The organism is Segetibacter koreensis DSM 18137 (assembly GCF_000374045.1).
GTDB classification, from domain to species: domain Bacteria; phylum Bacteroidota; class Bacteroidia; order Chitinophagales; family Chitinophagaceae; genus Segetibacter; species Segetibacter koreensis.
The window spans coordinates 133,673-150,810 of the sequence record NZ_KB893321.1 but is presented as its reverse complement, the minus strand read 5'-3'; the positions used below and the strand labels follow the sequence as shown (position 1 = coordinate 150,810).

The following is a 17,138-nucleotide window of genomic DNA, read 5'->3' as shown; positions in this document are numbered from 1 at the left end:
ACTGTAGCTGGTGTAATCGCTGAACCTGTATAAGAGAATGGAGAACCAGTGATTGTTATCGCTGTAACAGATGTAGCCTTGCCAATGGTGAAGGTCTTGCTGTCATCAGAACCTGTGTGGTTATCATCTCCTGCAAAAGCATAAGATGCTGTAGCTATGCCTGCATTTATATTGTCTGCATAAGTTGCAGTTGGTGTAAGAGTTAATCCGCCTGCACCTGTTACACTTACTGTAGCCGGTGTTTGTGCAGCACCAGTATAAACATATGGACCTGACGGAACACTTACTACTGTGGTTGAAGTAGCTTTACCGATGACCAGGGTGCTGGTAACATCTGTTGCGTCATAGTTTGCATTATTCAAAGATGCAGTAACTGAATAGCTTCCGGCATCAGTTGGAGAAGCAACACTTATTATTCCTTTCTTGTAGCTTACTGTTACACCGCTTACACCGGTTGGGCTGATTGTATAACCTACAGTTTTACCGCTTCCATTAAATGTAGGAGATAAATCAGCATTTACCAATGTAATTGTAGCTGAAGCCTTGGCTGCCGAAACATTTACTGTTACTTCAGCCGCAGCATTGTAATTCGCATCGCCAGCCTGGTTATATTTCACCACTCCTGTTCCTGTACCGCTTGTCATGCTAAAGGTAGCACCAGAGTTACTTAAAGGTGCAGAACTGCTATAAGTAACTGGTAGCCCAGACGTAGCTGTAGCGGCAACTGTAAAAGAGGTATTATAAGTGGCATTTGACGGAGAAGGGGTAGTTATACTAATCGTTTGATTGGCTTTTGCAACAGAAAGTGTTGCGTTTCCATCACTGGTTGTATTTCCACAACTGTTGGTAACAACACAACGATATTTATAGCCACTCATTGAAACAGTTGGTTTCGTAATATTTAAAGTTGTAGTAGTTGCACCAGAATAAATTCCCCCATTACTGATGTTTGCAAACCCACTTCCTGTGTTTTCCTGCCATTGGTACGTTAAAGTTGCAGTTCCGCCTGCACTTATAGTAAAGGTTGCGTTAGTACCATATGTTATGGATTGACTTGCAGGTTGGCCGCTTGGAGAAGTATTTATAGTTGGTGCCGTACATGGAACAACAACATCGAATGAATTACTTTCTCCCGTTTTGCCGCCACTTGTCACACTAATTTTGCCATTTCCACCACCAGTGATAGTGACACTTTGTGTAAGTTGCCCAGAACCAAAAGATCCAGAAGTTGTTGGAGCTATTGTTCCTACAGTACTACTTATACCTGCAGTACCAGTAAAACTTGTAACAGTATTGTCAAATTTGTCTTTAGCAGTTAAGTCAATATTAAAAGCCGTACCCGAAGTTTTTGTACCTGAAATTGTTCCAATATTAAAATGGTCCAAGGCTCCGACAACTTCTGCAAGTGTCCCATAACTGGGGGTCGTTACATTTGGAATAGTGGCGTAAGAAGAAGTAGACGAACTTGACTTAGTAATATTACCAGAAGCAAGTGGAGTACCAGCAGTAGGTCGCACTCTAATGTTTTGCCAAGTTAAAGTATTGGCATTACCTCCATTCGATTTGACGGAAATTGCGATGGTTAATGTTGAGGCTGTTCGTGTAACTGGAATTGTACTACCAGTTGAAGTATTATTAATATTTTTTGTACTTGTTGCATCACCCGTAACAAGAACTGTAGGAGAAGTTCCTCCTAAGTCAAACTCAAATCCTGAGGGAGCATTAAGAATTATTGTTCCTAATCCGATATCACCTTTTGCAGCTTCAGCCATGATAGGTCCTGTCAAAGTAGTATAGGATGTACCTCCTGCATTATCAGCAGAAATCGAACTGCCGCCTGTAGCAGCAGTAATTGTAACAGAACCATCAGTAAAGGCAGTAGTAGCTCTGTAAGCACTTTGTTTACCATCAGCAAGTACGCTAAAAGCGACACCTAAGTGCCGTAGCTCAATTGGATAATCAATCTGCCACGTTCCATTAGTATTCACCGAAATATCATAAATATGATAATCCGGATAATCAGGAGTTTCCTTAAATTCAACATGGACGCTTTGATCAAGCGTCCAACCAGTACCGGTAATATGAGCAACTTCACCAGGCGCATAATCAAGTTTATCGCTTGATACGGTTGGTGAAGATAAACCGGCATCAGCATAAGCATTTGTAGTCTGCGCATTTACAGCGGAAAGACCTAAAAAGACCGTTGCAAAAATCGTTAGGGCCAGCAAGCCAACGTGAGTAATAAATTTTCTCATTTGTAAATGTTTAGATAGTGCTTATGTAGTGTTGAATTGTTGCGGAATAGGTAAAGAAATTTCCTTTTGCCCCTGACACAGCAGGTGAATTAGCTTGCAAACCAATCGAATACCTTGTTGCAAGGTTATCATGTTCTGCTCCTACAAAACCTGAAGTAGATATTCGACCGTTTGTTTCAGTTGCAGTAGCTGCTTTACAGGCAACAATCGATACTTGCGGTGTAGTTTTACCCTGTAGATTCAGCATGGAAAAACTTCCATACAGGGCAGCAATCAGCAATATGGCGTACACGCCAATGCGAGTAGAGATTTTTCTCATTCAAAAATTTTTTAAATAAAATAATTAAATACTGTTTAGTATTTAAAAGATGTAGGGGTTGGGATAGTTATCTCAGATATTGGAGTAAACTTCAATAAGAAGTTTTTACAAGAAGAAAGGATGCACGTGTTTTTTTCAATTCCGCTGCTAAAATAGATCGTTTGGCTTGAACAGAAAGCATTAAAAAATTTTTTAATCGTATTTTAAGGTCAGATCGTTTTTCTTGCGGCAAAAACGAGAGAGTTAGCTTAAAAAGCGAGTCGTTTTACCCGAATTGGGGAATTTATTCTTCATTTACTTCTTTTTCTCTTTTAATCCTTTGTGCCAAAATTTAAAAAGCTTAAGTTTTGTTTATTCATTCATGTATTGTTGCCTAAAAGAAAAGACACAAAATGTAATAATTTTAAGGGTCTGGATCACGTATAAATATAGAGTAAGTGTAAGGAGGAAAACCGCCTTCTTATACCTTCCAGTTAAGCCTTACACTTATTACTCTAATAATTGCAAACTTTACATTCGAGTATTCCATTTAAATAACTATTATTCCGCTTATCAATTTTAAATATTATATTTAATCAGCGGTTCTTACTTTCACTCTACAAAATCAGTAGGAAAATATTTATTCAACATATTCTTTTATAGTTATTCAACATATTCTTTTGGTACTTGAAAAAGGGGATTTAATGGATAATAAGATAGATTTTTTCTCATGTGCATTATAAGTTTCGGCCCCGGTTTCTACCAGGGCCTTTTCTTACTATATACTTTTTCAATTTTTTTAAGTTTTGCCTTTAAATCCCGCTAACTTTTTTAGCTGTTTTTACTTTAATAATTAGCTTTTTTCCATAGAAATAAAGCCTACGATTGCAATATTTGTCTTGCCAGACGAGAGATTAATTAGGATTCATCAATACTGCTTATCTATTAAAACTTCAAGATGGTCACATAGCCGCCGTGCTGTTTTAACTGTCATCAAACTTCTCTATTTCAATAAAGCTTTCTTTACATATATTTTAATGTGTAGATTTTTTTACACCTGTTAAGGAAACTTTTCAGGCGCATGAGGAGTCAAATAAAAGTTATTGAACCTTTGTTATTAGTAGCCAGATAGAATAATTTTATTGCTAAAAAGATTACCTACTAAAAAAAATGTTATTTTCACACTCTTGTTTTTAAATAAAAGACGGGCTAGTAATACAATATTTTTTGAAAGAATCTGTGTGTAAGATTAGTGGGTGTGGTTTCATCAAAAAAAGGATTTATACATGAAAGCAATTATTCCTGTGGCTGGCGCTGGTGCCAAGTTGAGACCACATACCTATACCCAGCCTAAAGCTTTAATACCTATCGCCGGAAAAACAATTTTAAGTTTTATTGTAGATCAGTTGCATGAGGGAGGCATAAACGAATTCATTTTTGTTATTGGTTACCTGGGAGAGAAAATTCAGGATTATGTAAATTTTGCTTTTCCACATTTAAAATGCCATTTTGTTCAGCAAAATGAACGATGCGGTACAGGCCATGCTATTGAGTTAGCAAAAAGTCTTGTTGGTAACGACGAGGTTTTTGTGGCGTTGGGCGATACAATTTGTGAGTACGATGTAAAAGAAATGATCAACAGCCCGTACAATATGCTCGGGGTGAAAAAAGTAGAAGATCCACGACGGTTTGGCGTAGCAGAAATTGATGAGAATGGATTTATTGAACATGTAGTTGAAAAGCCTTCTATTCCTAAAAGCAATATGGCGCTGGTTGGATTATATAAGATAAGAGAAACGGAGCTTATGTACAGTTGCTTACATCATCTGTTTGTTCAAAATATTACTACCTTGGGTGAGTATAGCCTTACAGATGCGCTGGATTTTATGATTAAGAGGGGAGCATCTTTTAAGGCTTTTAAGGTAAGAAACTGGTTTGACTGCGGTAAGAAGGATACTTTGCTCGAAAGCAATGCAACTCTACTTAAAAAGTCTGGTGGAAATGTAAAGATCAATCATCAGTATAAAGGAACGATTATTATTCCACCGGTTAGTATTGCGCCAAACTGCACTATTAGCGACTCTATTATAGGGCCGCACGTAGCTATTGGTGCAAATACAAATATCAAACAGTCTATTGTACGGGAGAGCATTATTGGTTCCTACACTAACCTGAACGATATAGTGCTCGATAACTCTCTTATAGGCAGTGATGCGTCTGTTAAGGGATTGAGACGTAGTTTAAATATTGGCGATAATACAGAGATTGAATTTGGATAATTAAAAATTATTGGCGGAAGGGGAGAAGCGTTTTTGTTGATGGAAGGCGCAATAATATTAGTGTGAGACCACTAATATTTATTATAATAGATATAATTAGGTAAGATTTTGAAATCTTAACATAAGTACATGAGAAACAAAAAACTATTGCTTTTTGCCTTAATGGCATGCCTGTTTTTTACAGTGTGGAGCCAACAAAATTACCAGGGACTTATTAGTGGTATAGTAAAAGACGCAAAAACAAAATTACCCATACCTGATGCTGTGATCACGGTAAGTTCAAATGCTTTTAAAGGGCAAAAGTTTGCCGTTACAGATACAGGTGGGGTATACAGGATAAATAATTTACCTGCGGGAAATTATACGATAACTTTCGAAATGGAAGGATATCAAAAATTTATTCGTGATAGCCTCCAATTAAAAGACGGAATGTCTGTTGGAGTGGATTACGAAATGGTGAGAGAGCAAAAATAACTTTCGTACAACATGTTGTTAATACCTTTTAATTTCTGTTTAAGAAAAAGCACCGGTGGAGTGCAGGAAGAGCAACAAACAGATAATTTAAACCGCTTTTATCGACATATTAAAATTATCGTTAATAATTTAAATAATTCTATATTTCAAAATTGTTATATACATATTTCACTAACAAGTGTTTAAAAGTTCTTTCTATTCGTAAATTTTAAAAAAATACCGCTTCTAAGTCTTTATTTTCATAGCATTATTCTAACTTTATTTTATTCAGATAAAACACAAACTTTTAGTTATGTAAAAATGTACCCTAAGTTCTTTTATTTATTTATTCACTTAAAACAGAAATGTTATGGACGTAAAAATTCAAACTGTGCATTTTAACGGAGATGAAAAACTTATTGAATTAGTCAGAAAGAAGTTAGAGAAGTTAAACACTTTCCATGACCGAATAACGAAAGTGGATGTTTTCTTAAAACTGGATAATATTGTTCATACTCTTAAAGATAAAATAGTAGAACTTCGTGTTCATGTTCCAAAACATGATTTCTTTGTTAAAGCATCGTCTAAATCATTTGAAGAGTCTTTTGACAGTGCATTTGAGTCTATAGTAAATCAATTAAAACGACAAAAACAAAAACAAGCAGCATAAAAATTTAATATAAATGATAAAAAGGCCTCTATAGAGGCCTTTTTTAGTGCGATTACTTCAACTCCTTCAACAAATTCTGTTAATAATCTAATTATTTTTAATCTTCCAGTATTATAGAGAACACAACCATCCTGGAATGCAATTTATCCAAAACATTACTGAATTTTAAGTTCGCATCGCGACTGTGAATATTAGTCAGCCCATTGCTGATCTTTATCTCCGGAGAAAAAGTTACAAATCGAAAAAAGAAATTAAAGCCTACACCTGCTTCAATTCCAAAATCATTTTTTTTAAGTTTTACAAGATCCTCGGCATTTCGCGCTTGTGAGTTACTGGCCAGATCAATGTCGTATTTTACACCTGCCATCATATACGTACGAAAGTTCGTAATTCTGTCGCTGTTAAATTTTACCTGGAAGGGGAAACTTACTATGTTTGATGGAAGCGTTTTCTTCTCTATTGATTTTTCATCAAAAGTTGGATATTTTAAACTGTAGGTAAAATATTTTGCGCCCCCTATGATCAATTGCGGATTTGCCCTTAGAGAAAAGCGGGGAGACAATTGAAGCGTTCCGACAAGGCCCAAAGCTATTCCTCCACTGCTTCCCGGCTCTACCGCCAGCACACTGTCGTTTTGTAAAAATAACGGGTGTTTGGTAGAGTGCAATGTGGATGAGTTATAACTGACAGACATGCCAAAGTAGTAAGGCCAGTTGTCGTGGTTTGGCCTGTGTTCTTCTTTCTCCTGGCTACGGGCAGCCAATGAAAAAATACAACCTGCAAAGGAAAGTATAAGTGATTTCCGAAAAAAAATTATGAAGCCTGAACGCCCCTTTAAATCTGTCATGTAACTATTTTATTATTCCTGTTATATGTGGGTACAATTCTGCTTATAATTTTATTTTAAGTTTATTAAACAATTTACTACTTTTTTACTCTGTTAATCAACATCTTAATAGAGTAAGAAGGAAACGTAAAAGTCCTCTTTTAATTGCAAACCTTTTACTAAAGTCTGTAACTGCCGTAATAAATTTTATTTAGTTGCCGAATATAAAGAGCATATACCGAAAGTAAGCGTCTCATAATTCGGCGAAGTATATCCTGCTTTATTTAATATGGCAATAAAATCTGTTCCTTCAGGAAATCTTTGTACCGAATCATTCAGGTATTGATACGCGTCTTTGTTTTTTGCAAAAAGCTTACCGACCCTGGGTGTAATGGTATTCATGTACAAATTGTACAACGACTTGAAAAAAAAGTTTTTTGGCCGCGAAAACTCGAGCACTACCAGTTTGCCTCCGGGTTTTAGTACGCGACGCATTTCTGTTAATCCTTTTTCGAGGTTCTGAAAATTTCTTACACCAAAAGCCACTGTAATGGCATCAAAAGAATTATCATCAAAATTTATTGATTCACTGTCGCCCTGTACCAGCTCTATTTTATTTTGTAGACCAAGCTTTTCTAATTTTTTTCTGCCTATTTCCAGCATTCCTTCCGAAATATCAATTCCGGTAATTTTGACCGGGTGTAACATTTTTTCAGCAAGAATAGCAATATCACCCGTGCCGGTGGCTACATCTAAAAGGTACTTTGGTTGCAACGCTTTTAATTGTTTAATTGCCTTTTTTCTCCAGCTAACATCGATACCTGCAGATAAAAACCTGTTTAAAAAATCGTAACGAAACGCAATTTTATCAAACATGGTTGCAACCTGTTCTTTCTTACTCAGCCCGCTGTCTTTGAAAGGAACAATTGTATCGTGAGCAAATTTTGACATAGTAGCGAAGATACAGCCAAATCAATCGAATAGTAAACGCATGAGGATAAAAAATGTAAGCTTTCATAATAATTAAAAGAAGAGTATTTCTGCTAATTTGTTCATTTTAAACTTTTCATGTTACGCACCAACAATTGATAATTTTTATGAAATTGTACGCTTGAAGCTTTTTAATTGTTGTTATAAAGATTGGTGGCCAGCCTGTAATATTTCACGGTGCTAAAACAGGATGTATTTGTTTATAAAGCATCTTTGTGCAATGAAGAAGTACGCGATTATTGTAGCCGGAGGTTCAGGTGTAAGAATGGGTGCTGAGATACCTAAGCAGTTTTTATTACTTAAGGGAAAGCCTTTGCTGCAGTACACTCTCCAGTCTTTTTTGTCGGCATACAATGATTTAAATATTATTCTTGTTTTGCCTCAGGCACATATAGAAAAAGGACAGGAAATAATAAAAACGATGAATGCGGGGGAGAGGATACAAATTACTTCCGGAGGCGAAACGCGATTTCAATCCGTTAAAAATGGATTGAGTAATATAACGCATCCATCTGTTGTCTTTGTTCATGATGGGGTAAGGTGTATGGTTAGTCAACAGCTTATTCAAAACTGTTATGACCAGGCAGTTGCAAAAGGTAGTGCTGTTCCCGCGGTGGCTGCAACAGATTCAATACGGATAGATGAAGGAGCTTATCATTATACAATAGATAGAAGTAAAGTTCGTATCATTCAAACTCCGCAGACTTTTCGTTCCGAAATTTTAGCAGAAGCCTTCAACCAGGAATATAATGAAACATTTACTGACGAAGCTACAGTTGTAGAAGCGGCCGGAAACAAAGTTTTTTTAATTGAAGGTGATTATAATAATCTAAAAATTACAAGACCAATAGATTTATGTATTGCTGAAAAACTATTAGAAAGTTTTATTTCTTAAATAGTTTTACAAGTGCAGGAAGGTTGTTATATGTAAGCATATAGTAAGGCTGATTAATAGCTCCGAAATTTTTATAAAAAGCTTTTACACCAGGGAGGTCAGAACCTTCAAAGTCGAACAAAAGTTCGTTGCCTGCGAATTCGCGAAGGATCGCGTCTAACAAAAAATGATTCGCTTCAGCTTGTCTTCCCGCTTCTGTTGTTATGTTCATCAAATTATATAACCGTTTTCCGTCATTTAATATTAACGCCATAGCCAAAAACTCATTCTTATCGCTAAAAACTTCCCTACCGATAAACATCTGGTTATTTAATGAATAACTACATATGTTGCTAAATTTTTTATAATCGTCCTCTTTTACATGAGAGACGCGGTTTGCATAATGCTTTTTAAACAATTCGATTCCTTTATTATAATCATTTGTAGGTCGGTATTTTAACTGAAATCGTTTGCTTCGGTTAAGGTTTTTAATAAGGTCTTTGTGATAATTCACAGCGATCCTATCGTAACCTGCAGAAAGATTAAGAACAAAATTGGTTGCAGGAGTTATGTTAACCGGCGAAGTAATAAAGTTAGTATCGGTTGCATAGTTCCAGTTTATTTCCCAAAATTTGTAGTGCTGTTGTAGCCACTGCAAAATTTCTTTATAGGGAACAACAACGCCAGGCTTTGCAAAAACCCCTGATTGCTGTGTAAAAGGCGGTTGATATAAATAAGAAATACCAAATTTTGTTCTATTTGTAATCGAAAGAACCCATCCATAATTATCTCCGGTTAATGCTTTCCAGCCTGGACAAATATTGTCTAAATAAAAAGACCTTGCATAAATTAATCCGTGTAGAGAGGTATTGATACATTTATCCCACTGCTGTTTATCTATTTGATCATTTTGTAGAAAATGTATGTCGGCAACTTTTAGCATGAATGATACAATATTGGGATTAGAAGTCTATCACGCTGTTGTTTTAGCTTTAAACCGATTTGCCAATCGGTTTAAAGCTATTTTTAGTACTTACGTAGAAACACTTATAACAAAACTTATCCTTCAAAAAAATGATGTGGATGTATTCGGCCTTCTTCCTGTAATTCCGCCAGCTTCTTTTTACTGTAAGCTAACCTTGTAATCAATACAAATAAAACAGGCACAATAAATATGGCTAGAAGGGTAGCGGAAAGCATTCCTCCTAATACCGTCCATCCTATTGTAGCACGGGCAACAGCGCCTGCGCCTGTTGCAAAAGCGAGCGGAAGCACACCAAGAATAAAAGCCAGCGAGGTCATAAGAATGGGGCGCAGACGAATTTTTACAGCAGCAAGGGCTGCGTCTATAATAGGTATGCCTCCATCTACCCGTTCCTTCGCAAATTCAACAATCAGGATAGCATTTTTAGCTGCTAATCCAATCAGCGTTATTAATCCTATTTGGGCATAAATGTTATTGTTTAATCTGGGAATAAGGGTAAGCGTGAGTATGGCGCCAAAAGCACCAATAGGTACGGCAAATAATACGGAGAAAGGAACCGACCAACTCTCGTACAGTGCAGTTAAAAACAGGAACACAAATATGATTGACAGCGCAAAAACATAAGTGGAAGTATTTCCTGCACTAATTTCTTCACGGCTTAAACCTGCAAATTCGTACCCGTAACCGGAAGGTAGAACATCTGCTGCCACCTCCTGCAATGCCTTAATTGCATCCCCGCTACTGTAACCAGGCGCCGGGCCACCATTGATCTCAGCCGAACGGAACAAATTATAATGGGAGATGAGCGGGGCGTTTTCTATTACCCTGTAAGAAATTAATGTACTTAAAGGCAACATTTGCCCCTGCTGGTTGCGCACAAAATATTGCTCAAGGTTTTGTATGTCGTTACGATACATCGTATCAGCCTGGGCAACTACCCGGAAGTTGCGTCCATATAAGGTAAAGTCATTTACATAACGACTACCAAGATAAGTCTGCATGGTGGAATAAACGTCGGAAATAGAAACACCTAATTTTTTACATTTTTCCCTGTCTACATCAACCTGGTAACCCGGCGTTTTTGCAGTAAAAAATGTGAAAGCCCTTGTAATCTCAGGTCGTTTATTTATTGCGCCTACAAATGTTTGCACGACTTTTTCAAAAGTCTTTATATCATCTGTGCTTTCCTGCTGTTCCAGTTGAAAACTAAATCCACCTGTTTGCCCTAGTCCGGGTATAGCCGGCGGACTGATCACCACTACGTTAGCTTCTTTGATAGAGGCAAACTTTCTTTGCAGTGTACCTATTAATGAATCTAATTGTAATTTTTTGTCTGTTCGTTGATCCCATGGTTTCAGTTGGGTGAATACTGTACCGCTGTTTGATTTTGTTGCGAAAGTCACAACATTCAATCCACCAAGACCTGCAAAGTGGGCTATGCCTGGAGTACGTTTTAAAATACTCATGATACTGTCAAGGACTTCAAGGCTCCTTGTTGTAGAGGAAGCCTCAGGAAGTTCATAAGTAATATATACACGACCTTCATCTTCGGTCGGTATAAAACCCGTTGATTTTGTTTTAAATAAGAAAAATGTTCCTACAAAAATGCATATCAATACAACCACAATGTAAGGTGCGCCCTTAATACATCTACGGACAGCATGTGTGTAAGTAGCGGTTGTTCTTGTAAACCATTGGTTAAACTCAAAAAAGAATTTGTTCAAACCTTTTGATTCTTTATTAAGCTTCATAGGCTTCAACATTAGTGAACATAATGCAGGTGTTAGTGATAAAGCCACAAATGCAGATATCAATACAGAGATGGCGATTGTGATAGCAAACTGCTGGTACAATCTTCCGACAATTCCAGGAATAAAACCTACAGGCACAAATACCGCTGCAAGTATTAAGGCAATGGCCACAACCGGCCCTGATATGTCTTTCATTGCTTTTGCAGTAGCTTCTTTAGCCGATATTCCCTCATTATCAATATAATGCTGCACAGCCTCAACAACTACAATAGCATCATCTACCACAATACCAATCGCAAGCACAAAACCAAACATGGTTAAGGTATTAACTGTAAAACCGAGGGGAACAAAAAATGCAAAGGTACCTATAATTGAAACCGGGATGGCAAGAATAGGAATCAAAGTAGCCCTCCAGCTTTGCAGGAAAAGGAACACTACAATCACCACGAGTAGCAACGCTATAACAAGAGTATGAACTACTTCATCAATTGAAACCTTTACTACAGAAACGGATTCGAAAGGAACTACGTAATCAACATCTTTTGGAAAAGATTTTTTCAGCCTTTCCATTCTTTCAGTTATACCCTTTGCTGTTTCCATTGCATTACTTCCCGGTGCCTGGTAACACAATAAATAGGAGGCTCTTTTGCCATCTACAAAAGAGTTATTTGCATAACTAAATTTACCTAATTGTATTCTTGCAACATCCTTTAAATAAACAATCGAACCATCCTGCGGCCTTGAACGAACAATTATATTACTAAACTGATCTTCGGTACTTAAACGGCTGTTAGTAAAAACAGTATATTCAAAAGCAGATAATGAGTTTTGTGGAGGCGCACCGACAGAGCCTGAAGCAAGTTGCAAATTCTGTTCCTGCAGAGAAGAAATAACATCGTTGGCTGTAAGGCCCAGCGCTGCAAGACGATCAGGTTGTAGCCAGATCCTCATACTAAAATCATCGGCTCTTGTAAAAATATCGCCAACGCCTTTAACTCGCAATAAGGCATCTCTTATAAAAATGTTGGTATAGTTATCCAGAAAAGTTACGTTGTGCGTTCCTTTTGGGGAATATAGAGCAACCAGCATTAATATGCTTGGGTTCCTTTTTCTTGTTGTAAGACCGAGGCGTTTTACATCATCCGGCAATTGTGGGGTTGCGATACCTACGCGGTTTTGAATATCCAGGGCGGCAACGTCAACATCAGTTCCCACATTTAATGTAACGTTAATTGTAGTGCGCCCGTCGCTGGTGCTGTTTCCCTGCAGTTGCACCATGCCAGGCGTACCATTAATTTGTGTTTCTATTGGTGTAGTAACAGTCTGCTCCACCGTTTGCGCATCTGCGCCCGTAAAAGCTCCGGTGACCTGAACAACAGGCGGCGTAATATTGGGATATTGACTTATGGGAAGGTTGTATAATGCAAGTAATCCAACAACCACAATTACAATTGAAATTACGATTGCGGTAATCGGCCTTCTTATAAATACGTCTGCGATCATATTAATCTTTTGTGGTTTTTAACCATTAATTTTTTCTTTAGTCTTTTTACTATCTAGCTTACAGAAGCAGTTTTCCTCTTACGGAGGAATATCTCAAGTCCAGTACTAATAAGAACGTAAAAGAGTGGGACGCAACGGATGTTTAATAGACAGCAATACTGCTTCGGTACATAAAAAAACAAATTCAATAAAAAACCAATGAAAGTTATTGATATGTTTTACTATTTCTGCGTACTGTTATTTGCTGTCACAGTTGTACTTCTTGCTTCACCAACTTTTACTTTAGTGCCTTCCTTCAATTTTTGAATACCTTCTGTTGCAATCTGTTCATTTGGCTGCAAACCATCATTTACTATTACTTTTTCATTTACCCGGTTGCCCAAAGTTATTTTTCTCTGGCTGGCAGAATCTGCATTAATAACATACACGAAAAATTCTCCCATTTGTTCTGTCACTGCTTTATAAGGTATTAATATTTTTTCAGCTCCGACATTGTTCTTTACCCGCACATTACAAGTCATTCCGGGCTTGAGCATTTTTTTATCGTTCTTAAATACGAGCCTGGCCTTAATAGTTCCCGTTTGTGGATTAACTGCACGGTCAATAAAACTTATATAACCAGCCTCAGGATAAACTGTACCGTCAGGAAGAACAATCCTGAAGGTTGAGTCATTTTTCCCCTTACCCTTCGCCTGTAATTGTATAAAATGGTTGATCTCTTTTTCATCCACAGCGAAGTCAACAGCCATAGGGTTATCAGACGAAACAGTATTTAAAATACTTTGTCCGGGAGCAACAGCGGCACCTAGTTTGACCTGGGAGATGCCGATGGTTCCCGTAAGCGGAGAAGTAATTGTTGAGTACCTAAGTGTAGATGTCACATTACGAACTGCCGCCTGTGCAGCCGCCACCTCCATTTTAGCAGATTGCAGGTCTGCCTGAGCGTGCTCTAACGTCTGGCGTGCAATCGCATCTTTTGATGCAAGCTCCGCATACCTGTCCGCATCCTGCTGCGCTTTTGCCAGGTTAGATTTGGCAACATTCAGGTTTGCTATTTGCTGGTCTACACCTGCCCTGTATTGCTGTTGATCTATTGAATACAACTTCATTCCTTTTGTTACGTGCTGGCCATCTTTAAAATATATGCCGGTAATATATCCTGAGACCTGGGGCCTTATGTCCACTTCATTCAATGGGGTAATTGTACCAGGGTATTCATCATAGTAAGTCGCATTTTCAGGCTGTACGTCGTAAACCGCGATAGCTACCGGGGGAGGCGCCTGCTGTTGCGGCGGCTTTTTATCACCGCAAGCTGTAAGTATGATCATCACAACAGCTATTGTACCAGTAAAGCGTAAACTATATTTCATAATGTATAATGTAGAAAATGGTTGTGTTTTATTTAATATTGAACAGTACCCAAAGCTCTTTGCATATCCAGTTTGCTTGAAAGTACCTCGTTTAGTGCTGTCAGGTAATTTAATTGAGCCGACCGCAGGTCTGTTTCAGCGATAATGACATCAAGATAAGTTTTAATGCCTGCGGTGTATTGAAGGCGCAATGTGTTATAAACATCTTCAGCCAATGCAAGATTTTCTTTAAGAGCATTATATTCGGCAAGAATACCTTTATAAGCAGAAACTGCCTGCATGTACTCTGATTTTACCTGGTTATTCAAATCTTCCATGCTCCATTGCAAACGCAGTAACTGCAAGTTCGCATTCCTGACATTATACACCCTTTTTCTTCCCTGGAAGATAGGAACAGTTACCTGTAGGCCAATAGCGCTACTTGGATATACATGGTTATACAAATTTGTGAACCTGTCACTTTGAAACGTTGGTATATAATTAGCAAATGCCGAAACTGTTGGAAGGTAGCTCCATTTATTATATTTCACATTAGCCTGCAAAAGACTTTGCTGCGTTTGCAACAGTTGGTACTCAATCCTATTATTGGTTTGTACCTGCTGCAGGGTATCTATAAAAACCTCTCTTTCCATTTGCAAACTATCGTACACAACACTAAATGTATTCTGAATTGGATAGCCAATTAATTGTTTAAGGTTGGAATAGTGGGCTTCCACCTGTTCCCTAGCTCGCTTTCTGTCGGCTCGTGTATTATTTAAAGCAATTTGTGCACGTTTATAATCCGTTTTATCTACAATACCTCCCTGGTATTGGTTATAAGCATCACGCAAACTTCTTTCGAGTCGTACAATATTTTCATCAAGTACTTTCACCTGCTGTTTACTAAGCAACAAGTTGTAATATGCTTTGCTTACCTCAACAACCACGTCAATTTTATTGCTGGTTGTTGATTGCCTTGCCTGTTTTCGAACATCTCCTGCCGTTTTACTGGCTAATAAAAGATCCGGATTAAAAATGCTTTGATTGAGCGTAAACTGAATGTTGGAAGTGTTCTTGACTCCAATTCTTGTTGGACGTTTATTGCCATTAGCATCGGGAAAAAATGAAGTAGGAAGTTGAAGCGCATGTTGGAGATTATAAGTTGCATTTACCTGGGGATACCAATCAGATAACGCTGTTTTTATAGTTGTCTCAGTAATTTCTTCGTCAATTTGTGATTGATGAAGCACAGGCTGGTGCTTCAAGGCATATTGAATGCACTCCTGCAAAGTAGCCTCGTGTAATATCGTATCCTGCGACTTTAATTGGGCATGTATTAATATTGGCGAAATACAATACAAAACTATAGAAAGTAAGCGTAGTTGTGGTTTCATAAAAGAAAATAAAGATACTTATTGCATTCAATAGGATAGCAAGTTCTTCATAGAACAAATAATCGTAAGAAAGGGTTTAGAGGGGTTAAAATCTGGAGATGCAAAAATAATGTCAAAACATTGATTATTAAAAGTTTAAATTTCTGGAGGATAATGCGTCTTTTTTGTATGTCTACTCGCACTAACACGACTGCCCCTGGTGATATTTGTGCCTTAACCCGTTATCCTTTAAACATCTTTAGTGCCTCCTGCCTTTTCCAACTTCATTTTTCTATTACAATATTTATTTTCAGCCCTAAAAATAAAAACTAGTAAAAATAATCTTATCATTTTAGACTTAAATATTACAGCTACAGATATTATACTTTTCTTTGACTAACGATAATCTGAAGATTTATTAATTAAAAATGATTTTTATGGCAGGTAAAGTAAGATGGGCGATCTTGGGTGCAGGAAAAATTGCACATGCATTTGCAAAAGATATTGGTGCAGTTAAAAATGCAGAATTGGTGGCCGTTGCAGCAAGTGATAAAGATCGCGCAGCGATATTTGGAAAAGAATACAACTTACCGCTGGTATACAGTTACGAGGAATTGTATAATAGCAATGAAGTTGATGCAGTTTATATTGCGACTACCCATAATTTTCATTTTGAGCAATGCATGGCCTGCATCAATAATGGCAAACATGTATTATGCGAAAAACCTGTTACTTTAAATGATAGGCAATTTAAAGAATTAGCAAGGTTGTCAAAAGAAAAAGAGGTGTTTTTCATGGAAGCGATGTGGACTTATTTTCTTCCTGCAGTTTTAAAAGCTAAGCAATGGGTGGAAGAAGGAAAAATTGGTGACCTGAAAGTTGTGCAAGCTAATTTCGGTTTTCCTATGGAAAAAAACCTTACCGGCAGAATGTACAATATTCATCTTGCCGGGGGTGCCCTGTTAGACCTGGGTGTGTATCCTGTAGCTTTTTCAACTTACTTTATAGACAAAAAACCTGACTCCATAACAGGTTCCGGAGTGCTGACAGACACAGGTGTAGATGAAAGAACCGGAATTATATTGCAATTCGGCAATGCAACGGCGACCTTATTTTGTTCCATGGTTAACATTATGGATAACAAAGCAATGGTGTACGGTGACAAAGGATATATTGAAATACCGGACTTTTTTAAGGCATCAAATGCTATTTTATATGATGATTTCCACACCGTATTGGAAAGGTTTGAAGATGACCGGACAACAAAAGGATACGATTTTGAAATACAACATGCAACAGATGGGATTTTGCAGGGTAAAACAGAGAGTGATATCATGAAACACTCCACAAGCAGTCAAATACAAGAGATTATGACAGATGTGAGGAGACAAATAGGGTTAGTTTATCCTGGCGAATAAAAAATACTTTGTTAGAAAAACATTAAGATCACAAGTAAATATGCATGACTTCAAAGCTTAAATCATAGTTATAAAGTTTTTTATGGCTTCAACATAACCTTTTCTTCTCAAGGC

At 37.4% G+C, this 17,138-nt stretch carries 13 protein-coding genes; 5 read left to right on the top strand and 8 right to left on the bottom strand.

The genetic code is table 11. The features are described 5' to 3' along the window. Both B154_RS30630 and B154_RS0109060 read right to left on the bottom strand, forming a co-directional pair. The coding region (locus tag B154_RS30630; RefSeq protein WP_018613587.1) for a beta strand repeat-containing protein at positions 1-2,255 on the bottom strand (2,255 nt) is incomplete at its 3' end. A gap of 10 nt (positions 2,256-2,265) precedes the next feature. Next, complete coding sequence (locus B154_RS0109060; protein WP_018613585.1) at positions 2,266-2,574, bottom strand: hypothetical protein; 309 nt, start codon at positions 2,572-2,574, stop codon at positions 2,266-2,268. A 1,265-nt stretch (positions 2,575-3,839) separates the two neighbouring features. On the opposite strand from B154_RS0109060, the gene B154_RS0109050 reads away from it, so the two are divergent. The 3 genes from B154_RS0109050 (at position 3,840) to B154_RS0109040 (ending at position 5,955) form a co-directional block, all read left to right on the top strand. Next, complete coding sequence (locus B154_RS0109050; RefSeq protein ID WP_018613582.1) at positions 3,840-4,832, top strand: sugar phosphate nucleotidyltransferase; 993 nt, start codon at positions 3,840-3,842, stop codon at positions 4,830-4,832. A 129-nt stretch (positions 4,833-4,961) separates the two neighbouring features. Beyond that, a complete protein-coding gene (locus B154_RS0109045; RefSeq protein WP_018613581.1) occupies positions 4,962-5,306 on the top strand; it encodes a carboxypeptidase-like regulatory domain-containing protein in 345 nt (114 codons plus the stop codon). Between the two features lie 349 nt (positions 5,307-5,655). Continuing rightward, entirely contained in the window at positions 5,656-5,955 is a 300-nt protein-coding gene (locus B154_RS0109040; RefSeq protein WP_018613578.1) for an HPF/RaiA family ribosome-associated protein, read from the top strand. Between the two features lie 97 nt (positions 5,956-6,052). On the opposite strand, the gene porT is transcribed toward B154_RS0109040, so the two are convergent. Further along, positions 6,053-6,802, bottom strand: coding sequence for a type IX secretion/gliding motility protein PorT/SprT (gene porT / locus B154_RS0109035; protein ID WP_018613576.1), 750 nt, complete (start codon positions 6,800-6,802; stop codon positions 6,053-6,055). Between the two features lie 186 nt (positions 6,803-6,988). Further along, entirely contained in the window at positions 6,989-7,732 is a 744-nt protein-coding gene (gene ubiE / locus B154_RS0109030) for a bifunctional demethylmenaquinone methyltransferase/2-methoxy-6-polyprenyl-1,4-benzoquinol methylase UbiE (RefSeq protein WP_018613574.1), read from the bottom strand. Between the two features lie 259 nt (positions 7,733-7,991). On the opposite strand from ubiE, the gene B154_RS0109025 reads away from it, so the two are divergent. Next, entirely contained in the window at positions 7,992-8,666 is a 675-nt protein-coding gene (locus B154_RS0109025) for a 2-C-methyl-D-erythritol 4-phosphate cytidylyltransferase (protein ID WP_018613572.1), read from the top strand. On the opposite strand, the gene B154_RS0109020 is transcribed toward B154_RS0109025, so the two are convergent. The 4 genes from B154_RS0109020 to B154_RS0109005 all read right to left on the bottom strand — a co-directional run bounded on the left by B154_RS0109020 (position 8,656) and on the right by B154_RS0109005 (position 15,627). Beyond that, positions 8,656-9,588 carry a hypothetical protein gene (locus tag B154_RS0109020; RefSeq protein WP_018613570.1) on the bottom strand — a complete coding sequence of 311 codons (933 nt, stop codon included), beginning with the start codon at positions 9,586-9,588 and terminating at the stop codon, positions 8,656-8,658. The two genes, B154_RS0109025 and B154_RS0109020, sit on opposite strands and share 11 nt — an antisense overlap. Before the next feature lie 116 nt (positions 9,589-9,704). After that, complete coding sequence (locus B154_RS0109015; RefSeq protein WP_018613568.1) at positions 9,705-12,884, bottom strand: efflux RND transporter permease subunit; 3,180 nt, start codon at positions 12,882-12,884, stop codon at positions 9,705-9,707. 221 nt (positions 12,885-13,105) lie between these two features. After that, positions 13,106-14,254 carry an efflux RND transporter periplasmic adaptor subunit gene (locus tag B154_RS0109010; protein ID WP_018613567.1) on the bottom strand — a complete coding sequence of 383 codons (1,149 nt, stop codon included), beginning with the start codon at positions 14,252-14,254 and terminating at the stop codon, positions 13,106-13,108. A gap of 32 nt (positions 14,255-14,286) precedes the next feature. Then, positions 14,287-15,627: a TolC family protein gene (locus B154_RS0109005; protein WP_018613566.1), complete on the bottom strand. Its 1,341-nt coding sequence runs from the start codon at positions 15,625-15,627 to the stop codon at positions 14,287-14,289. Positions 15,628-16,043: 416 nt separating this feature from the next. Between B154_RS0109005 and B154_RS0109000 the strand changes: the two genes are divergently transcribed. After that, positions 16,044-17,024 (top strand): Gfo/Idh/MocA family protein, encoded by a 981-nt coding sequence (locus tag B154_RS0109000; protein WP_018613565.1) that lies wholly within the window; start codon positions 16,044-16,046, stop codon positions 17,022-17,024. Positions 17,025-17,138: the final 114 nt, after the last annotated feature.

What these genes read in the sequence shown, in the direction of transcription:
- B154_RS0109010 (WP_018613567.1), bottom strand. Translation starts at nt 14,254, where the DNA reads ATGAAATATAGTTTACGCTTTACTGGTACAATAGCTGTTGTGATGATC.
- B154_RS0109015 (WP_018613568.1), bottom strand. Translation starts at nt 12,884, where the DNA reads ATGATCGCAGACGTATTTATAAGAAGGCCGATTACCGCAATCGTAATT.
- porT (WP_018613576.1), bottom strand. Translation starts at nt 6,802, where the DNA reads ATGACAGATTTAAAGGGGCGTTCAGGCTTCATAATTTTTTTTCGGAAA.
- B154_RS0109005 (WP_018613566.1), bottom strand. Translation starts at nt 15,627, where the DNA reads ATGAAACCACAACTACGCTTACTTTCTATAGTTTTGTATTGTATTTCG.
- B154_RS0109045 (WP_018613581.1), top strand. Translation starts at nt 4,962, where the DNA reads ATGAGAAACAAAAAACTATTGCTTTTTGCCTTAATGGCATGCCTGTTT.
- B154_RS0109050 (WP_018613582.1), top strand. Translation starts at nt 3,840, where the DNA reads ATGAAAGCAATTATTCCTGTGGCTGGCGCTGGTGCCAAGTTGAGACCA.
- ubiE (WP_018613574.1), bottom strand. Translation starts at nt 7,732, where the DNA reads ATGTCAAAATTTGCTCACGATACAATTGTTCCTTTCAAAGACAGCGGG.
- B154_RS0109020 (WP_018613570.1), bottom strand. Translation starts at nt 9,588, where the DNA reads ATGCTAAAAGTTGCCGACATACATTTTCTACAAAATGATCAAATAGAT.
- B154_RS0109025 (WP_018613572.1), top strand. Translation starts at nt 7,992, where the DNA reads ATGAAGAAGTACGCGATTATTGTAGCCGGAGGTTCAGGTGTAAGAATG.
- B154_RS0109060 (WP_018613585.1), bottom strand. Translation starts at nt 2,574, where the DNA reads ATGAGAAAAATCTCTACTCGCATTGGCGTGTACGCCATATTGCTGATT.
- B154_RS0109000 (WP_018613565.1), top strand. Translation starts at nt 16,044, where the DNA reads ATGGCAGGTAAAGTAAGATGGGCGATCTTGGGTGCAGGAAAAATTGCA.
- B154_RS0109040 (WP_018613578.1), top strand. Translation starts at nt 5,656, where the DNA reads ATGGACGTAAAAATTCAAACTGTGCATTTTAACGGAGATGAAAAACTT.